Here is a 16785-nt window from a genome sequence, read left to right as displayed (position 1 = left end):
CAGTGGAAAACCAGTCCAGGAATGCATTCCAATTTTGGGGGTAGTCTTTGCCGGCAATCGGGGATAAAGTATGGATATCCATCCAGTAGTTATACGCTATGTGGAGCTAAATGGATACCCCTTATATACGTCCAGTTTATTTCATTGTTAAACATCATGGCTAATTCCGACTTCTATCCCGGCAGGTTGATTCCTGCCCTAGGGCGGCGCTCCCGTCTCCCACTGTTTCGCGACAAGGTCTCGGCAGGCTTTCCGAGCCCGGCAGAGGAGTACCTTGAGAAAAATATCGATCTTAATGAGCACTTGGTCAGTCATCCCTCCGCGACGTTCTTTGTAAGAGCTTCCGGGGACTCCATGATTGAGCTGGGGATCTTTGATGGTGACTTACTCTTGGTGGATCGGTCTTTGAATCCCCAGCAAGGGGATGTGGTTATTGCGGCAGTGGACGGTCAGCTCACCTGTAAGGTATTAGATCTAAAGCACCGGCAGTTACTGCCTGCTAATGCGAGACATAAACCGATTCCTTTACCAGAAGAGGTTGATCTGATTATTGAGGGTATTGTGGCCGCCCATATCCACTATCACCGTCGCTGGCCGTGGTAGGGGAAGCTGATGTTTGCCCTTGTCGATTGCAATTCCTTCTACGCCTCCTGTGAGCAAATCTTTAGGCCTGACCTCAGAGGTAAGCCCGTTGTGGTGCTCAGCAACAATGATGGCTTTGTTGTGGCCAGAAGTAAGGAAGCCAAAGAACTTGGTGTGCCTGATCTAACCCTGTATTTCAAAGTGGAGCCCTTACTAAAAAAACATAAGGTAGCGGTCTTTAGTAGTAACTACCCTCTGTATGGCGATATGTCATCCAGAGTCATGACCATGCTGAAAGACTACTCACCCCATGTTGAGGTCTACAGCATTGATGAGATGTTTATCCAGTTCACAGGCATGCCTCCGGATCTAAAACCCTTGGGTCAATCGATAAAACAACGGATTTGGAAAGAAGCCCGCTTACCTGTTTGTGTGGGACTGGCCAAAACCAAAACCCTCGCCAAAGCAGCAAACCATGCGGCGAAAAAATTCCAGCCCTGAATGGGGTTTGCCAGATGGAGCGGGAAGATCAAAGGGAATGGGTACTGCGAAAAATGTCGGTAGACAAGGTCTGGGGCATTGGACGAAGGCTCAAGGCACACTTAGCCGATTTAAAGATCGAAACCGCCTGGGATTTGGCTAATGCCAATACCAAGTTGCTCAGGCGCAAATTCAGCGTCAATCTGGAAAGAACGGTAGCGGAGCTTAATGGTGAGGCGTGCTTGGAACTGGAAGAGCATCCGCCTGCGAAGAAGCAGATTTATTGCACGAGAGGCTTTGGGGTAAAGGCGACATCACTCCCCCCAATCAAAGAAGCGGTGTCGCTCTATGCCAGCCGCGCTGCGGAAAAGCTGCGCCGGCAACAGCATCTAGCAACAACCCTACATGTGTTTATACAAACCAGTCCCTATGACAAACAGTACTACAGCCGCAGTACGGTCGTGCAACTGCCTTATCCCACGAATGACACGAGATTGATCAGTCATTACGCCAGATATGCAGCAGAGCAACTTTATAAACCGGGATTCAGTTACCTGAAAGCCGGAGTCGGCATCATAGAAATGATCGATCGCAGATACATGCAGAGCGATATGTTCGAGCTAGGACAACCCAAAGAATCCGACCAACTGATGGCGCTTCTAGATGGTGTAAACCGCCGCTATGGAAGAGGAACAATCCAGCTCGCCAGCGACGGTATTAAAAAGAAGTGGTTTATGCGGCAGCAGTACAGGTCGCCGAGTTATACAACCAATTTATTCAGCGTGCCGAGTGTACATATATAAGTAGGCATCAAAGAGAGTTGGGCTTTGAGTATGAAAATCGTTTTTAAGATGAATCCGAAAAATTTAGAAGGCTGAATAGGATCGTCGAGATTCTGTATTGGAATATGAAGGAGGGAGGAATTTGACGCTATTCAAAATCTGTATCGTTCGATACACAAGTAAAAAAATGTAGGAAAGGAAAGTCGAAGGGCGAATAGAAGTATCGGTCCTCTTCATCGCTCTGTCCAGCTTTTTTCTAACGTTAGCTCTTTAGTCCGCTTCTGATACCCGCTTAATTAAGTCTCCAGGTTCACAGTCAAAGTATTCGCACAGCGCATCCAATACATCAGTCGTGGTGCTGTACCCCGGTTGATTAGATATGCGCGAGAGGGTGGGTCTTGATAAGCCTGTTTCGTCTGCCACTTCTTGCAAGGTTATACGCCGACGCTCTCTAAAGCTTTTGTCATCGAGGTGCTGTTTAAACAGAATTCTGAGCATTGTGTGTGAGGGGGCTGTTGGATTTCACATATTTTAACAAAAATATCGTTTTTAATCCTTGTGAATCATATTTGATGTGATAGCATCTATAAAAGATCTTATAAAAATAATATGAGTTATATGTGGAGGTATTTGATATGACTACCTAAAAGGATGAAAAAGTATGAAGTATTTTTCGAAAACCGCATTTGAACACCTTCTTTTCCCTCTCCACACGACTGTTTACCGTGGAATTGACCGTGCCTTGTGCGACTTGGAAGGTCGCTACCCTGGGCTGGTTTCCCACATCGTGGAAAGTATAGAACCGCTGATGAATAAGCCCACGGATGCTGAGGTCCTGGTAGAGAACTTGCGGTATCCCACCGCAGGCTTCGATATTTATATTGAGGTCCACGCTAAAGAATTTTCCAGGATACGGAAATCCCAAGCCTATGCGTCGAAGCTTTTAAAACACGATAAGGATTCAAAGGGGAAAGGACAGTTCCTAATTGTGCGTTGGGAGGGGGGTGACCAGCACGAGGCCTTCATAGTACCGCTGGGGTTTATTCTGAAAGACCTTGAAGCACGTGTTTGTAGAAAAGGTGCTTATCAGGTTTATGAGCACGTGGTGATTCGCGAGTTCGAGGAGGACGAATTGCCTAATAGCCGTGGAGCCCTCATTAATGATTGCGGGACTTATATTGGTGTCACACGCAGAAGTTGGCAGCAGCGTTACAAAGAGCACGTGTACGCCACGCGTCGTGGTTCACTGCTTCGTTTTCATCAAGCTTTACGGGGAGAACTGTTTCCTGTTGATTCCGTTGAACATCAAGTTTTGCGAGCGGGCCTGACAGAGTCCGAGGCACTTGATATTGAGGAAGCCGAAGTCGAGAACCGGACGTTAGCGGCGAATCACCCTAATGGGCTGAATATGATTCCCGGAGGTAAGGCTGGCCTCCAGTTTCTTTCGACTATGACCGGCAAGAAGAGGGAGGAGCTCGATGTTGATGCCACCCTTTTCGAACTCGAAAATGTGGTCAATAAATCGTTGAGGCAGCCGGGGTTGCCAACGGGTACAGGTGGCTCAAATGAAAAGCTAAAGGAGCTATGGCAAAACGATTTGAATTACCGCATCAAGGTTATGACAGGTAATGAAAAAAGGCTTACATATCCCCAGATAGTCAGCGCTAGGATCTGGCATGCTTCAGGTTGGTCAATGGAAAAAATCCACGAGAAGGTTTGCGGGATGGGGGATAGAGATATTAGTTTCAACCAAATTAAAAGTCTCCTAGAGGGGAAAACCTACTCGACGATCCCGCACGTCTTGCTCGATCTTTGAGTTTTTAGGGGGGGTGGCCGCATAGCTTCACCCTCCTTGGTTTTAAACGATTAGTAAATTGGTAGGCGGGTTTAGTGGGGGCTTGGCGAATTCTGTATTGGAAAGTGTCCCTCTCTTTTGAGAAAGGACAGACATGAGTCCAGCGCGCCGCGCTACCTATTCGATTATATTAGGAGACAATAATGTCCACAAAAGCATCTATTTTTTACGGTGAACGTTTTCATTTATATAAAGAAGTGGCAGATGATTTCGCTGTCCACTTGGAATTAACCGCGGAAGAATATGAAGTGGAGCCGGGTCGAGTTCGACTACGCATCCCGCAGTCTATTTGGGAGGTGATCCGCCAACATAGCGAAGTCACAAATTACCAGTGGGCAGAAAAATCCGATATAGAAATCCAGGATTATGTTAATGAGCGTGTGGCGGAAAGAATAAAAGCCGTCGAAGACGCGGCCAGTGACAACGAAAAATCCAGAATTGACCTCTCGGGCTTCTGGATCTTTGGAGCCGCGACGGATCCGATGGATGAACAGGTACGCAATGGAACGGAATATTTTAAGCGGCTCCGAGATGAGGAGAAAAAAGTGCTGGATGCGATCGAAAAAGCAGGGACGTTAACTACGCTTAATTGAGACGAGCGGTGACGGGAAAGCCAAATTGATGACGGAGCTCTCGCTCCGCTATGGAAGAACAATATGTGGCGTACAAAGCAAGTCGCGGTGTTGACAGATGAAATCATCGGTATTACCAGTGATATTTGCGAGAGCTGTCTGGAGCACTATTTAGGCAAATTTTTGAGAATTCAACAGCAGGGCGTTAGAGCCTAAAGGAGAAAATGTTGAGTGCCGGGATGACGATTTTTGCGTTGAGCTGTTCGATGCTGGCTTTGGCGGTTCCCTATTTGTTTGTACGTTACCAAAAACCGATTGTTCTGTTCTTAAAAAGATGGGTTTGAGAGGGGCGAGAATCGTATGTGGATCAATATCTTTGTGATAGCGTGTTGGCTTATGGCCCTCGCGACGCCGTTGATTTTTTACTTTAATGCCGAGCGAATTGCGAAATATATGGAGAAGCTAGGTTGGATTAAAAAAGGGTAGTGATCAGGCATGATTTACGGTTTTATGCCGATTGCCAACCGAGGTATCGACTCCTCCTGTGGAATCAGAGTGATTTTTTTGTCGATACCTTGGTGGGTTTTGAGGCGGGACTTTCCCTTTTAAAAGAAGAGCTATTTAACCTCGAGTTCCTGCCATGTTTTCTTCGCAGCCTGAGCCCAGGCTTTGATTTGCTTATTGACCTGCGGTGCACGGGTTTTCAGTGTCTTACCTGATTTAGGATCCTTGAAGGTGCGCTCAGGACGGGCGGGCGGCTTTTTTCGTGCTTTCTTTGGGGCGGCCTTGGCTTGCGCCGGCGCGGCTTTTTTAGCAAGGCGTCCACGCTTAGGGGTAGAAGCTTCAGTGGAACTAGTGCTGCTGAGAATTTCCAATAAAGAAGCGTCCGTCTGGCCGTGTTTTTTCATCAACACATTCAGTTCGGTAATAAATTTTGCTTTTTTCTCGAGAAGTTTGACTTCCCCATCTAGCTGTTTTTGGAGTTTATCAATATTCATAGTTGCCCTGATTCGTCACTGGAAAATGTAATGGGATAACCATTATAAGTTATTTATTAAATCAAGTGGAAATGCGAGCCGCATAAAAGAAAAGAGGTGCCACTCCGAATTGGAAAAGGGATCTAAATGGAAAGAAAATTTGTATTTGAAAACACCGATCGCGGTAAGCGTAAAAAAGTGTAGCGAAATGTATGTGTATCGTACGATACAGATTTTTAACGCATCAGGGTTGGGGTGGCCGTGATGGAAATGACATTACGATAATAGTTAAATAGGCGCACAGTTGTCGAGGTGTTTTAATTATTCATGGTAAAAGTGTTGCTTATTTCTATGTTGGAATCGACAGGCTAGAAGCTTCATGAATATGAAGCACTTCCCATCCGGGTTTTTGGCTAAAAATTGAAGAGCTGGGTGATGTCAAATCCTTCAATCGTGTGGCACGAACTGTTATTGGTTTAAGCTCATGAAAACGCCAAAAGCCGGTGTTATGGCAAAAGATAAAATCCGCGAGCGGGTATTAAGGATTGCACGGGGCGAATTAACACCGAAACTGGGTGAACCCAAAATTTGGCTCACGGATAAATCGGCAAAACCGCCAGAAAATTTATTCGAAAGTTTGCCGAAATCTTGTGGCTCGCTTTTTAACTCTGATGAATTTTCTGTCTCTGAGGACTTTTCGAGAGGAAATCAAATTGAAACTAAGGATCGAGAGAGTTTTGATTGAGGTGGCCTCGCACTTTTGAGACTTTAATACAAATTTAAACGATGATTGAAACTCGTGGCCAAAACTTCTTATACTGTATTTCACTTGTTTGTGTGCACGACACTTGGTAGCGGATTAACTACCTGACTACCAAACAGAGAAACCGTCCATCGTGGCGGTTTTTTTGTGCTTCAAAATTGCCGCCTTGAGGTCACAGATTGTGACCTCAAACTCCTATAATGATTAAGTTGCCTAACGGATGCGATAACGAGCGCAAGACAATGGGATCTCCTCATAAGACAAATTTGTACCGGGACCTTGAAGCTCTACCGGCTTGCCTTCGAGGAGAAATAATGGGCGGTCAGCTTATAACTAGGCCAAGCCCGAACGGTAAACACATCGTTGCCGCGTCAAACATGAGTGCGGAGTACAACATCCCTTATCAAAAGGGGCGGGGCGGCCCCGGTGGATGGTGGATACTCCAAGAGCCAGAAGTCCACCTTGTGCTGGATGAGGTTGTTGTGGTGCCTGATGTAGTGGGGTGGCGTAAAGACCGTATGCCTGATATTCCAGGCTCACATAAATTTAACATTGTTCCTGACTGGGTCTGCGAAATTTTGTCACCATCTACAGCAAGTGTGGATCGAGTGTTAAAGAAACCACTATATGCCCGTTACGGTGTTGAATTTTTATGGTTGGCAGACCTTGCCGATTGCACATTGGAGACATTTGAACTTCAAGGTAACTATTGGCAATCTACGGGCCTATTCAGTGGGAATGCCATGGTTAGCGTTCAACCGTTTGAAGATAGCGCTGTCTGTTTAACGGACTTGATGGGGGACTGGTAGGTCATTTTCGTTTTCAGAAATGACGATTAATCGCCAAGGTTTTACCATGTCAGTTACACAGGCGGTACAAGATCGCATTTGCGCCATGCCTGAAGTTCCGATTTTCGGGTACGTGGTACTGCCAGATTAGTTTCCAGCCACGCCATTTTGGGATATCTATTGAATGCCGCGTCCCCGTAAACGCAAAAAATCGCCTAAGCAGAAAAAGCGCCGACTCGTGCTTGAGTATTGGGCTGGTCGGCCGGTAAATCATGTACCTTCCCGTTACCGGTGTATCGAAAAGCAATGGCATGGGGTCATCATGCATGAGCTGCCAAATGGCAAGGTCGAGGAGTTTGCCATTTCTCTGGATCATCCGATTTTTTAGAAGAGTTTGTGGAAGCACTTCGCGATCAAATTATAGAGGTCGTGCCTGAGGATGCGGTGGACTGCGGAATGAAAATCTATGCGAAGCTGTGATCGGTTTTTTCTGTTGTGCTGATAGTAACATGGTCGTGAAAACAACATCTGATCCAGTTTTACCTGGATTGGTATCAAGTTTGGCCGCCCATCAATGCGGGGAAAAATGTGCTAAAATAACCGCATCGACTGGAAATGCGTTATGACAATGAAATTTCAAACACTCGAAGAAAAGAAGGCCTATTTTGCTACTGTGCGTCGTCGCAATTATGCCGCAAGCCTCCGTCTTGAAGGCTTGGATCCCGCGGCAGCGGAGCGCAAGCAGCCCCGAGTGACTTCTCCTCAGTCCGGCTGGCAGGTTAAAGCCTAGTGTGGCGCGCGATAAATACGGCGTAGAGCACGACCCCGACTGCTATCCCGGTACGTCAGTTCTTATTAATCACCTCAACCTTCGGGATGATGCGGCGTTGTCCGAGGCGGAAATTGTCCTGACCCTTGCCGCTTCTGAAACCCTCGAATTTCAGCTTCCTCCGTACGATTTCACTTACCTCAAAAGGCTCCATCATCACTTATTCAAGGCGATCTACCCTTGGGCCGGTAAAGTACGAAGCACGGATATCAGCAAAGGCAACACGCGGTTCTGCACGGCATCAAGAATCGAGCCTGAAGGGGAGCGGCTTTTCCGACAACTGGCAAAGCAACAATGGTTCGCCAACGCATCACGCAGCCAGTTGATAAGCGATGTCGCTGAATACTTCGGTGAACTGAACATGCTGCACCCCTTTCGCGAGGGCAATGGTCGCACACTACGCTTGTTGTTCGAGCACCTGATTATCAATGTTGGCTTTGAGGTCGATTGGACCCCCATCCACCAGGAGGAATGGATCGAAGCGAACATCGCGGCGGTCGACTGTGATTACACGAAAATGGCGATGATTTTTGACCGCTGTATTGGTGAATAAGGCCTGCGGATTTAACACGATTGCACCCTTTATGCGTATTCTGGAACCCGCCGGGTTTTCCGCTGTTTTGTCGGCTTTTAGGGGTTGCCGGGGGTGAACTGGGGGCGTATAACAGGGATAAATGTGCACCAGGGATTATGGTGAAATGGTACGGATTCAGGACAGCAGCGGAGCATTTCAATCAAAGCGCCCACCGAGGCTCTTCTACCCGAATCCACCACGCCTGGATACGTTTCCTATTCAGCATGTGCAAATCGACTGGCAGCGCCTGATCGCCAAGCGTGAGATGGTCCTCGATACCATCGAAAACATGCCGGCTTATTTGCTGAAACCTGAAATTCTCGGCCTGCTTGATGCCGAAAAACACCCGACCTACCGCTTAATCCTCGACCTCATGTGGACCACCGGCGCCCGCATCTCTGAGGTGCTGGCGCTCACGCCCAGTCATTTTGTGGATGATGGCTACGATTTCATGGTGGTGCTACGCACCTTAAAGCAACGGCCGGGGCGGCCGACAAAGACTCAATTGGCTCGCAGTCCCAAGCGGGCCATCCCCATTGTGGATCCCATTGTGGTCGACCGAATTCAGAGCTACTTGTATGCGGGGCATTTTAGGAAAGACGAGCGGATTTTTACGATGGCGCGCCAGACGGTGAATCGACACATCCACGATTTAGTGGAGCGGGTAGGGGGCGCGCCGATCAATATCACGTGTCATACCTTTCGGCACAGCTTTGCGATTCACCTGCTGCTACACGGACGGCCGCTGAAGATCCTGAGCCAGCTCCTCGGGCACAAATCCATTGAAAGCACCGAAATCTATACCAATGTGCTCACCGCCGATGGCGGGCATTTTTTGGACGGGGTGGATTTTCATTGATGGACGACTTTTGGCACAAAGCCGACGCTCATAGCGCCGCAAACAATGGCGGCAATAAGTCACCAAGCAGTCATCCCGTAGTAAAGAAAATTCTCGCGAACGCGGCATTTTCAAAGGCGGTACCGTTGCATAATGTGACCCCCGGACTATGCCGGCTAACTGGTTGCTGGAATTGCACGATAATGGTAAGCCGCCGGCCAATAAAGTACCTCGATCGGCTACCCTAAAGGCGTACACGACTTCGACTTCTAACAAGTGGGGGGCACCGCTAGCCCGTGGATAATCCAATATCACGTATGACCAGCAAATCGATCAAACAAAGTCTGTAAGCCGTGAGGCAGCCTTTGATAATCAGATATCAGTGCATCTCAGATAACCATCAAAACCACATAGCAGCATCCTCCTCTCGCTAAATACCTCATCAGTGGCATTACCTAGGTTTTGGCGTAGTGTTGGGAACATTATTCCGCGTGAAATGAAGCCTCGTATCCTAAACCTTGCCATAGACTTTTGATGACTCACTACATATAAGCAGAGGCATGCGATGGATGAAGTACTGATTGTTGGCGCGGGAATTTCGGGCATAGGGATGGCTTGCCATCTGCGCATGAACTGCCCTGGAAAGTCCTTTACGATTCTGGAGCGTCGTCACCGTATCGGGGGAACCTGGGATTTATTCAAGTACCCGGGCATTCGCTCTGACGCGGACATGTTTACCTTTGGATACGGTTTCAAACGCTGGAAAAACCGCAAAATTCTGGGCAGTGCCGAGGCTATTCGAACTTATCTGGAAGAGGCCGCAGAAGAGCATAAAGTCCCTGAGGCAATCCGTTTCGGACAACAGGTCACTCACGCCAGCTGGTCGAGCGAGGCCTGCTGCTGGACGGTTACCGCGAAAGATGAAATCAGCGGTGAGACGCTTGAATACAAAGCGCGCTTTCTGGTGATGGGCTCCGGCTACTACAACCATGATGCGGGCTACAACCCGACGTTACCCAAAGAAGATGCCTTTGGCGGCCAAATTATTCATCCGCAACATTGGCCTGAAAATACCGATTACAGCAACAAGAAAGTGGTTATTATCGGCAGTGGCGCTACGGCCGTCACACTGGTTCCTGCCATGGCCAAAGAGGCTGGCCATGTAACCATGCTGCAGCGCTCACCTACCTATATTATTTCCATTCCTGAACACGACCGAGTTTCTCCACTGCTCAATATTTTTCTTTCTGAAGAGCGCAGCAACGAGCTTATCAGGCGCTTCTATATCCGTCTGTTTGAAACCCTGTGGGGGGCATCTCGGCGTTACCCGAAAGCCGTTCGCAAGTTGCTGATGAAGCTGGTTGAACGCCAGGTCGGCAAGGACAATATGGAGCATTTTAATCCCAAATACGATCCCTGGGATCAGCGCCTGTGCCTAGTTCCACGGAATGATTTTTTCAAGGCCATTCGCGCTGGTGATGCGTCGGTAGAAACCGGCCATATTGAGCGCTTTACCGATAAGGGGATTTTGCTGAAGTCCGGCAGTCATATTGACGCGGATATCGTGATAAAGGCGACCGGGCTGGAATTGCAAATGCTGGGTGGAGCGCAGCTGAGCGTAGATGGTCTTACAAAAGATATCAGTAAGCTGATGCAGTTCAACGGTGCTTTGATTCAGGATTTGCCCAATTTCAGCTGGATATTTGGCTATGTCAGCTACCCTTGGACGCTGAAGGCTGATCTGGTCGCGAAGTATGTCTGTCGTCTCCTCAATCATATGGACGAAAAGGGCTTCAGTGCGGCGATACCTGTGGACGAACACAACTGCACCGTTCACGATGCCCCCTTTATAGATGTGATCAATGCTGGTTATGTGAAGCGCGGTCAACATTGTCTGCCACGCAAAGGCAGCCGAAAGCCGTGGCTGGTCTTGAATGATTACCGAAAGGATTGCGTTGATTTGTTGGAGAAGGCTATAGAAGTGCCTGAGCTGAAGTTTATGCGTTTATCCGTTGTTGGCGCCAAGAAGGAAGCGCAAACCCGTCAGGTTGCCTGAGGAGGCTTTAAAGCGCCTGCAAGCAGGCGCTACTTCTGGTTTTTGAATTCTCTGGGAGAGAAGCCTGTCCAACTGCGAAACGCGCGGCTGAAATTGCTGGCGCTGTCAAAGCCCAGCATATAGGCGATCTGACTGATATTTTTCTTGTCTTCCTGAAGATATTGAATCGCCAGCGTTTTCTTGATGCGGTTGACCAGTGAGCTGAAGCTTAAGCCGTCGTCATGTAGATGTTGCTGCAGAACGCGCTCACTCATCCCCATCTGTCTCGCAACCTGCTTCAAACTGGAATCGCCCGTCGCTAAACCTTCCATAATCAGGCGTTCGCAACGGTGAACAATATTGGTCTGACTGATGGTGGCCATCAGTTCGATCACCAGTTCATCGCTCTCTCGCGCAAGCTGGGGGTTGGCGCCCGGAAGTATCGTTTTCATAACGACCTTGTCGACTTCAACTCCGAGAAAATCATTGCCGGTAATAACTGGCGCCTCACCCCCAACCGTTTTGAACTCCGCTACTACATCGGGGTGTGGCTCACCGTAGAGATACATTTTCAATAGCGGGACAGGGTCGCCATAGACTTCTTGAGTAATGCCAAAGGCCGAATACCCAAAGGATTCGATCAACAGATGAGTGCCCTGTTCGCCTTTGAGCTGCTCCTGAAAAATAGCCCCATCCATCTGTATTCGAAGCAGGAAGCTATTCTCAAGTTCTTCAATTTCAAGCCTGAACGCGGAGCCAACATAGCCAAAAAACCGCTGTGCACGCAGTACAAAGTCCAGCAACGTACTGCTGCAGGAAAGCGCAAAGCCAAGCACATTCAAGTGGGTTAGTCGCATGTACCGGTATAGTTTTAAACCGATACAGGGATCGCCGGTCTTTTCCCGGATATGTTCCAACACCCGAATAACAGATACCAGCGGCACCCGATCGGTCGGACTGTTAGTGGCCGGAGCGCTGACATTGGCTTCAGCAAAGATGGTACCTGCATCCATGCCGTGACGCTGTAATACCCACGACAGCAGCGTAAGGTGATTACTGGAGATATCCGTCAGTTGCAAATTGCCAGCGGCATTATTCTTGTTATGACCAGAGCCTGACGACTTGGTATTCATCGCATTCTTTACCTCTGTAGTACTTTCAGTCTAGAACCAGAGCTGAATTGGATCAATGCGCGACCGCTATTCAACACCAGCTGGCTTAAAGGCTCAATATGGTGAGGCGCCAAGCGAATGGTTTTCCTCCTGAAATGACAACATTGCATCCGGCCGCCGGCATAAGATCAATTCACCGCCACGATCTGGACTCTGACTAGACTGGACTGTGATCAGACTCACAGCAACGGCGCTGCAACCATATCGAGGGGAGAGACTCGCACAATGAATAAGACACACCTCAAGCTTTCTGCCTGGTCAGGCATTGTCGCCAGTATTGGCATCGCGATTGGATGGATCTTCTTGGCCAACTGGATTCCACCCAGTGACCCGGCTGCCGCTGCCACGGAAATTGCCGCGTTTTACAGTGAAGATACCAATATGAAGCGCTTTGGCTTGCTACTGGCCATGACCTGTACCATTTTCCTGATCCCATGGATGATTGCCACATCCTGGGTTATTCGCCACCGTATGGGCTTCCCAATTTTGGCCGACATCCAACTAGCGACCGGCATTCTCGGTGTGGTCGCTACCATGATGATGTGGATGAGCTGGGGCCTAGCTGCCTTCAGACCCGAGCGTATGCCGGAAATAACGCTGGCATTCCACGATTTTGGCTGGTTCAACGCTACCTGGTTTTACCCGGAAGCCACCCTAGAGGTTATCGTTATTGCCATCGCCGTACTGTCTTCCAACGTTAGGGAATCGTTCTATCCCCGATGGTACGGGTACTTTTTGATTTTTATCGCCATGGTCAGCCTGTCAGCCGGTCTGATGATCTTCTTCAAGAGCGGCCCCTTCGCCTACAACGGTTTGATTACTTTCTGGGTTACCTACGCCTGCCTAGTGCTTTTCTTTATTATGGGAAGTGTGCTGCTTATTCGCGGAATCAGCCAATCTGACTCACAGGAGATACCATGAAGCGTGCCGCTCTTGTTTCCTTTTTATTTTTGTCACTTCAGGTACTCGGCGTGAACGCAGACGAAGCAGCCTGGCGGCTGGAAAAAGACAGTAATGGCATTCTGATAGCAACCCGTCCTGTAGAGGGCTCTGCCTATCGCGAAATCCGGGCCAGTACCACGATTGAGGGGCGCGTCAGCAGTATCGTTGCACTACTTCAGGATATGAGCTATTGGCCTAAATTGAACAAGATAATCTCCTCAGCTGAACTGCTACAGCAGCTGAATGCGTCTGAGTCACAACTGTATTTTCAGATGGACATGCCCTGGCCGGTGACAGATCGCGATGTGTTGTATCACCGCACCATACATCAGGACGACAAAAGTCATGCTGTCATCCTGACTGACCGCGCATTGACCGGCATCCTGCCAGAGAAAAATGGCAAGGTCAGAGTGATTGAATCCGTTCAACAGTGGACGCTGTTACCGAATGATCAAGGGGGCGTAGACGTGACCTGGATTACCCATACAGACCCCAACGGCCCGTTGCCGGCCAAGATGGTAAATTGGCTGTCAGTAGGGCCTCCCCACGAATCCATCAGTGTTCTGCGGGCCGCCATCGAGCGTGGTGAGTTCTCTGACGCACAAGTGAGCAATGTAGCCGAACCTTGACGGTTTTATTAAACACCAATCACTACACTTGACGACTGGGGCGCAAGAAGGTGGAAGCATACAACCACTATATTCCTTACCTACTGATTCCTCTTATCACCGCGTTTATCGGCTGGTTTACGAATCTGATCGGGATCAAGATGATTCTGTATCCGGTGCGCTGGGTGGGCATCGGCAATTTTATCGGCTGGCAAGGTATCGTGCCCCGAATGCGCGTTCGTCTCACCAAACAACTGGTGAAAAACTCTATTTCAGTGATCTGTACCGAACGGGAGATGCTGGCTGCGCTGGATGAAGCTGATGCCATTGGCTATATCAGCCATATGGTTTCCCCGCAGATTGAAGAATGGGTCGACGACATTATGGAGGAGCACACCACGCTCTACTGGGAATTGTCACCCAAACCCATTCGGGCCATGGTCTATCGAAAAGTCAGGGAACAGCTGCCCGAGCTCTCTAGGGAAATCCTCGAAGACGTTGCGCAGAATGCAGAGCGATTTATCAATATTGAGGAGATAGCTGCCAAAGAGGCCGAGAAAAATCCTGAAATTGTTACTAACCTTGTAACCAGGATGGCGGGCTACGAGCTCAAGTTGATTATCCTGAGCGGTCTGTTCCTTGGCTTCCCGTTGGGCATTGCTCAGGCATTGATCTGGTATTACCTTCCGAGTGCGTGGGTATTACCCCTGTTTGGTGTGTTGGTTGGCGCTGGCACCAACTGGATTGCCCTACAGATTATCTTCAAACCCGGCGAACCGGTGAATATTCTCGGCTACAAATTGCAAGGCATTTTCATCAAACGACAACAGGTAGTATCGGCGCAATTTGCAGATTCCTTTACCAGTCAGTTTCTCGATGTGCGGGGTTTGTTCGACTACATCTGGAAAGGGGATAACAGCGATGAAGTACATCGTCTGGTACGTCGAAAAATCCGTAAAATCATGGATAAAAATCGTTTCAGCAGTACCTTCGACAAGCTGATGCGCATTTCGGGCCAGAAAACTGAATTTGATGCAATGACCATCAGTCTTGTACAGGACCGGTTGATGCGTGCCCTCGATCAACCTAAAGTCACCCGGAAATTGCTGGAGCCCATCAACAATCTTATTTCACGGCGGTTATCAGCGCTTTCTCCACATCAGTTCCAGGGCCTGCTTATGCCCATCTTCGAGTCTGAACAGTGGATTGTGATACTGGTGGGCGGCTTTCTGGGTGGCGCTGCAGGAACCGCCCAGCTTGTCTATCTGTTCGGTGGAAGCTTTCTTGGCTTTGGTCAGTGACGACCGCCGCGTGGAGTCAAGGCAGGTTTATCAATCGGTTAATAATCCGGTATTTTTAAGCTCTGCTGAATGAATCGGTGTGGTGTCGTAATCTGAATGATATTGCACCTGATATGACTGCATCACGTACACGCAGCAGGATATTGTGTATCCGGCAATAAACCGAGGAGCGCACAATGAATGCCGTACCCCCCCATAATACCGTTCCGTCAACGCCTGATCTGACTCAAGCGTTACTGGCTGACCACCCTCTTAACTACGTGAGAGAAGAGGGTGCAAAGCCGGAAAGAGCGGCACCTGCCCGATATCAATACACGCCTTCTACCTGGCAGCTGCGAAAATTCCTGCTTGATGATTTTCGTACCGTTAACGATAGTCTTCCATCGATTGACGAAAATTATTCAGCACGCTTGTTTGACGCCGCCTGGGAAGGTGATCCCTTGATGGATGCGGTGGTTGAAATGTTCAACCGTCTGCCTAGCGGGAAGGGTCGAAAAATGTTTCTGCAGGCGATCGATCACGGTATCGACAGCCTGGACAATCCACCACAAGAATTGCTGGATCTGTTTGCGCAATTGGATCATATCCCGGAGTGGCTGGATTGGGACAAGGTCAATGATGGCGTGATGATGCTCGACAAAGCGAGCTATCTGGGCATTATGCTCGGCGTTACGCTGGGTTCGTTGGCGACAGCCGGTAGCCACAGTATCAGCAACGCCGTAGGCATGACGGGGCGCTTTCAGAAGAATATTGTGAATCGCAGCCTGGAAAGCGTTGCGTTTTACGCGCAAACCGGTTGTAAAGACGGCCTGCGACGCTACGGGCCAGGCTTTAAAGCAGCGGTGAATGTGCGCCTGATGCACGCCATGGTGCGTGCAAAAATGATCAAATCCACCGAGGGTGATCTGTTCGACTATGCCACCTATGGCAATCCCATGAACCAAGTTGATACCGCCTTCGGTATTCCTTTTTTCGGCTTGCAGATCGGTTTGTGTGAGCGCGTCTTCGGCCATCCGGTCACCGATCGGGATCTGGAAGGCCTGCGCATGCAGTGGACTTATATCGGTTATCTGATGGGTGTGCGCAATGATATTGTGCCCCGTAGCACCGAGCAGAATTTTTACCTGCTGGATATGTGCTGGGCGACCCTCGGTGAACCTTCAAGATTTACCTATGATTTGTATGATGCGCTGTTTCTTGGTTTCGAAGAGGCCTTTACCCGTTACCACCGCGACCGCGCATGGAAGCGATTGGCAGGTCGCTTTGCGTTTGATCTGCTACACGCGTATTCACGCTATATGTTGGGGAACCCACTGTGCGACGAGATGCGCGCGGTACGCAAGGTGTACTATCTGCGCTGGTTGCCGACCGTCCACGCCTCACTGAACAAACTGGTTCACGCACTGCGCTTCAAAGGCCAGAAGCCTTACAAGGGAAAGTTCACTCCCGACGGCGGTGCTTTGATGATAATGGTAAAAGCCTTGTTGCAACCGTCCGGTGAAGAAGGCGCAATCACCTATGCTCACCACGATAATCTAACACGATAACGTGATAACGCATCAGTTGTACTTTTCAAGCCGGCAAAAGCCGGCTTTTTTGCGCCTGATGATTCTCGCTCTGTGGCAACCTTCAGGCAAAAAAAGCCCGGTCGTTGTGACCGGGCAAGCCTGAAACCTGGCGGGAGGTA

At 49.1% G+C, this 16785-nt stretch carries 20 protein-coding genes; 17 read left to right on the top strand and 3 right to left on the bottom strand.

Annotated features, from left to right (window positions below):
• Positions 1-156: 156 nt before the first annotated feature.
• The 3 genes from umuD to IB286_RS15550 are packed head-to-tail and all read left to right on the top strand — an operon-like array spanning position 157 to position 1865.
• Positions 157-603: a translesion error-prone DNA polymerase V autoproteolytic subunit gene (gene umuD / locus IB286_RS14265; RefSeq protein ID WP_190766681.1), complete on the top strand. Its 447-nt coding sequence runs from the start codon at positions 157-159 to the stop codon at positions 601-603.
• Positions 604-612: 9 nt separating this feature from the next.
• Positions 613-1083 carry a Y-family DNA polymerase gene (locus IB286_RS15555; RefSeq protein ID WP_223826426.1) on the top strand — a complete coding sequence of 157 codons (471 nt, stop codon included), beginning with the start codon at positions 613-615 and terminating at the stop codon, positions 1081-1083.
• 14 nt (positions 1084-1097) lie between these two features.
• The gene (locus tag IB286_RS15550; RefSeq protein WP_223826425.1) at positions 1098-1865 is read left to right on the top strand and encodes a DUF4113 domain-containing protein; all 768 of its coding nucleotides are present in this window, start codon (positions 1098-1100) and stop codon (positions 1863-1865) included.
• A gap of 249 nt (positions 1866-2114) precedes the next feature.
• Here IB286_RS15550 and IB286_RS15835 read toward each other — a convergent pair whose 3' ends face one another.
• The gene (locus IB286_RS15835) at positions 2115-2342 is read right to left on the bottom strand and encodes a helix-turn-helix domain-containing protein (protein ID WP_190766679.1); all 228 of its coding nucleotides are present in this window, start codon (positions 2340-2342) and stop codon (positions 2115-2117) included.
• 163 nt (positions 2343-2505) lie between these two features.
• On the opposite strand from IB286_RS15835, the gene IB286_RS14250 reads away from it, so the two are divergent.
• The 3 genes from IB286_RS14250 to IB286_RS15655 all read left to right on the top strand — a co-directional run bounded on the left by IB286_RS14250 (position 2506) and on the right by IB286_RS15655 (position 4487).
• The gene (locus IB286_RS14250; RefSeq protein WP_190766678.1) at positions 2506-3660 is read left to right on the top strand and encodes a GIY-YIG nuclease family protein; all 1155 of its coding nucleotides are present in this window, start codon (positions 2506-2508) and stop codon (positions 3658-3660) included.
• Positions 3661-3842: 182 nt separating this feature from the next.
• Positions 3843-4292 (top strand): hypothetical protein, encoded by a 450-nt coding sequence (locus IB286_RS14245; protein ID WP_190766677.1) that lies wholly within the window; start codon positions 3843-3845, stop codon positions 4290-4292.
• A gap of 63 nt (positions 4293-4355) precedes the next feature.
• Positions 4356-4487: a hypothetical protein gene (locus tag IB286_RS15655; RefSeq protein WP_263399087.1), complete on the top strand. Its 132-nt coding sequence runs from the start codon at positions 4356-4358 to the stop codon at positions 4485-4487.
• Positions 4488-4888: 401 nt separating this feature from the next.
• Here IB286_RS15655 and IB286_RS14240 read toward each other — a convergent pair whose 3' ends face one another.
• Positions 4889-5269 (bottom strand): hypothetical protein, encoded by a 381-nt coding sequence (locus IB286_RS14240; RefSeq protein WP_190766676.1) that lies wholly within the window; start codon positions 5267-5269, stop codon positions 4889-4891.
• 463 nt (positions 5270-5732) lie between these two features.
• On the opposite strand from IB286_RS14240, the gene IB286_RS14235 reads away from it, so the two are divergent.
• The 7 genes from IB286_RS14235 to IB286_RS14205 all read left to right on the top strand — a co-directional run bounded on the left by IB286_RS14235 (position 5733) and on the right by IB286_RS14205 (position 11096).
• Positions 5733-5993: a hypothetical protein gene (locus IB286_RS14235; protein WP_190766675.1), complete on the top strand. Its 261-nt coding sequence runs from the start codon at positions 5733-5735 to the stop codon at positions 5991-5993.
• A 218-nt stretch (positions 5994-6211) separates the two neighbouring features.
• A complete protein-coding gene (locus tag IB286_RS14230) occupies positions 6212-6820 on the top strand; it encodes a Uma2 family endonuclease (protein WP_317889770.1) in 609 nt (202 codons plus the stop codon).
• Between the two features lie 163 nt (positions 6821-6983).
• Entirely contained in the window at positions 6984-7187 is a 204-nt protein-coding gene (locus IB286_RS14225; protein ID WP_190766673.1) for a hypothetical protein, read from the top strand.
• A 234-nt stretch (positions 7188-7421) separates the two neighbouring features.
• The gene (locus IB286_RS14220) at positions 7422-7589 is read left to right on the top strand and encodes a YhfG family protein (protein ID WP_223826424.1); all 168 of its coding nucleotides are present in this window, start codon (positions 7422-7424) and stop codon (positions 7587-7589) included.
• Position 7590: 1 nt separating this feature from the next.
• Positions 7591-8181 (top strand): Fic/DOC family protein, encoded by a 591-nt coding sequence (locus tag IB286_RS14215; protein WP_190766672.1) that lies wholly within the window; start codon positions 7591-7593, stop codon positions 8179-8181.
• Between the two features lie 145 nt (positions 8182-8326).
• Positions 8327-9061 (top strand): tyrosine-type recombinase/integrase, encoded by a 735-nt coding sequence (locus tag IB286_RS14210; protein ID WP_190766671.1) that lies wholly within the window; start codon positions 8327-8329, stop codon positions 9059-9061.
• A 544-nt stretch (positions 9062-9605) separates the two neighbouring features.
• On the top strand, positions 9606-11096 hold the full coding sequence (locus IB286_RS14205) for a flavin-containing monooxygenase (RefSeq protein WP_190766669.1): 1491 nt from the start codon (positions 9606-9608) through the stop codon (positions 11094-11096).
• Positions 11097-11125: 29 nt separating this feature from the next.
• On the opposite strand, the gene IB286_RS14200 is transcribed toward IB286_RS14205, so the two are convergent.
• On the bottom strand, positions 11126-12208 hold the full coding sequence (locus IB286_RS14200) for a helix-turn-helix domain-containing protein (RefSeq protein ID WP_190766667.1): 1083 nt from the start codon (positions 12206-12208) through the stop codon (positions 11126-11128).
• Positions 12209-12472: 264 nt separating this feature from the next.
• Between IB286_RS14200 and IB286_RS14195 the strand changes: the two genes are divergently transcribed.
• The 4 genes from IB286_RS14195 to IB286_RS14180 all read left to right on the top strand — a co-directional run bounded on the left by IB286_RS14195 (position 12473) and on the right by IB286_RS14180 (position 16645).
• Complete coding sequence (locus IB286_RS14195; protein WP_190766665.1) at positions 12473-13168, top strand: hypothetical protein; 696 nt, start codon at positions 12473-12475, stop codon at positions 13166-13168.
• 50 nt (positions 13169-13218) lie between these two features.
• Positions 13219-13818, top strand: coding sequence for an START domain-containing protein (locus IB286_RS14190; protein ID WP_190766663.1), 600 nt, complete (start codon positions 13219-13221; stop codon positions 13816-13818).
• Between the two features lie 50 nt (positions 13819-13868).
• Entirely contained in the window at positions 13869-15098 is a 1230-nt protein-coding gene (locus IB286_RS14185) for a DUF445 domain-containing protein (RefSeq protein ID WP_190766661.1), read from the top strand.
• A gap of 176 nt (positions 15099-15274) precedes the next feature.
• Positions 15275-16645: an oxygenase MpaB family protein gene (locus IB286_RS14180; RefSeq protein WP_190766659.1), complete on the top strand. Its 1371-nt coding sequence runs from the start codon at positions 15275-15277 to the stop codon at positions 16643-16645.
• Positions 16646-16785: the final 140 nt, after the last annotated feature.

The sequence above is a fragment of the Spongiibacter pelagi genome (genome assembly GCF_014705705.1).
GTDB lineage: Bacteria > Pseudomonadota > Gammaproteobacteria > Pseudomonadales > Spongiibacteraceae > Spongiibacter > Spongiibacter pelagi.
Note: the sequence above shows the minus strand (reverse complement) of the source record. Positions and strands in the feature narration are given on the sequence as shown.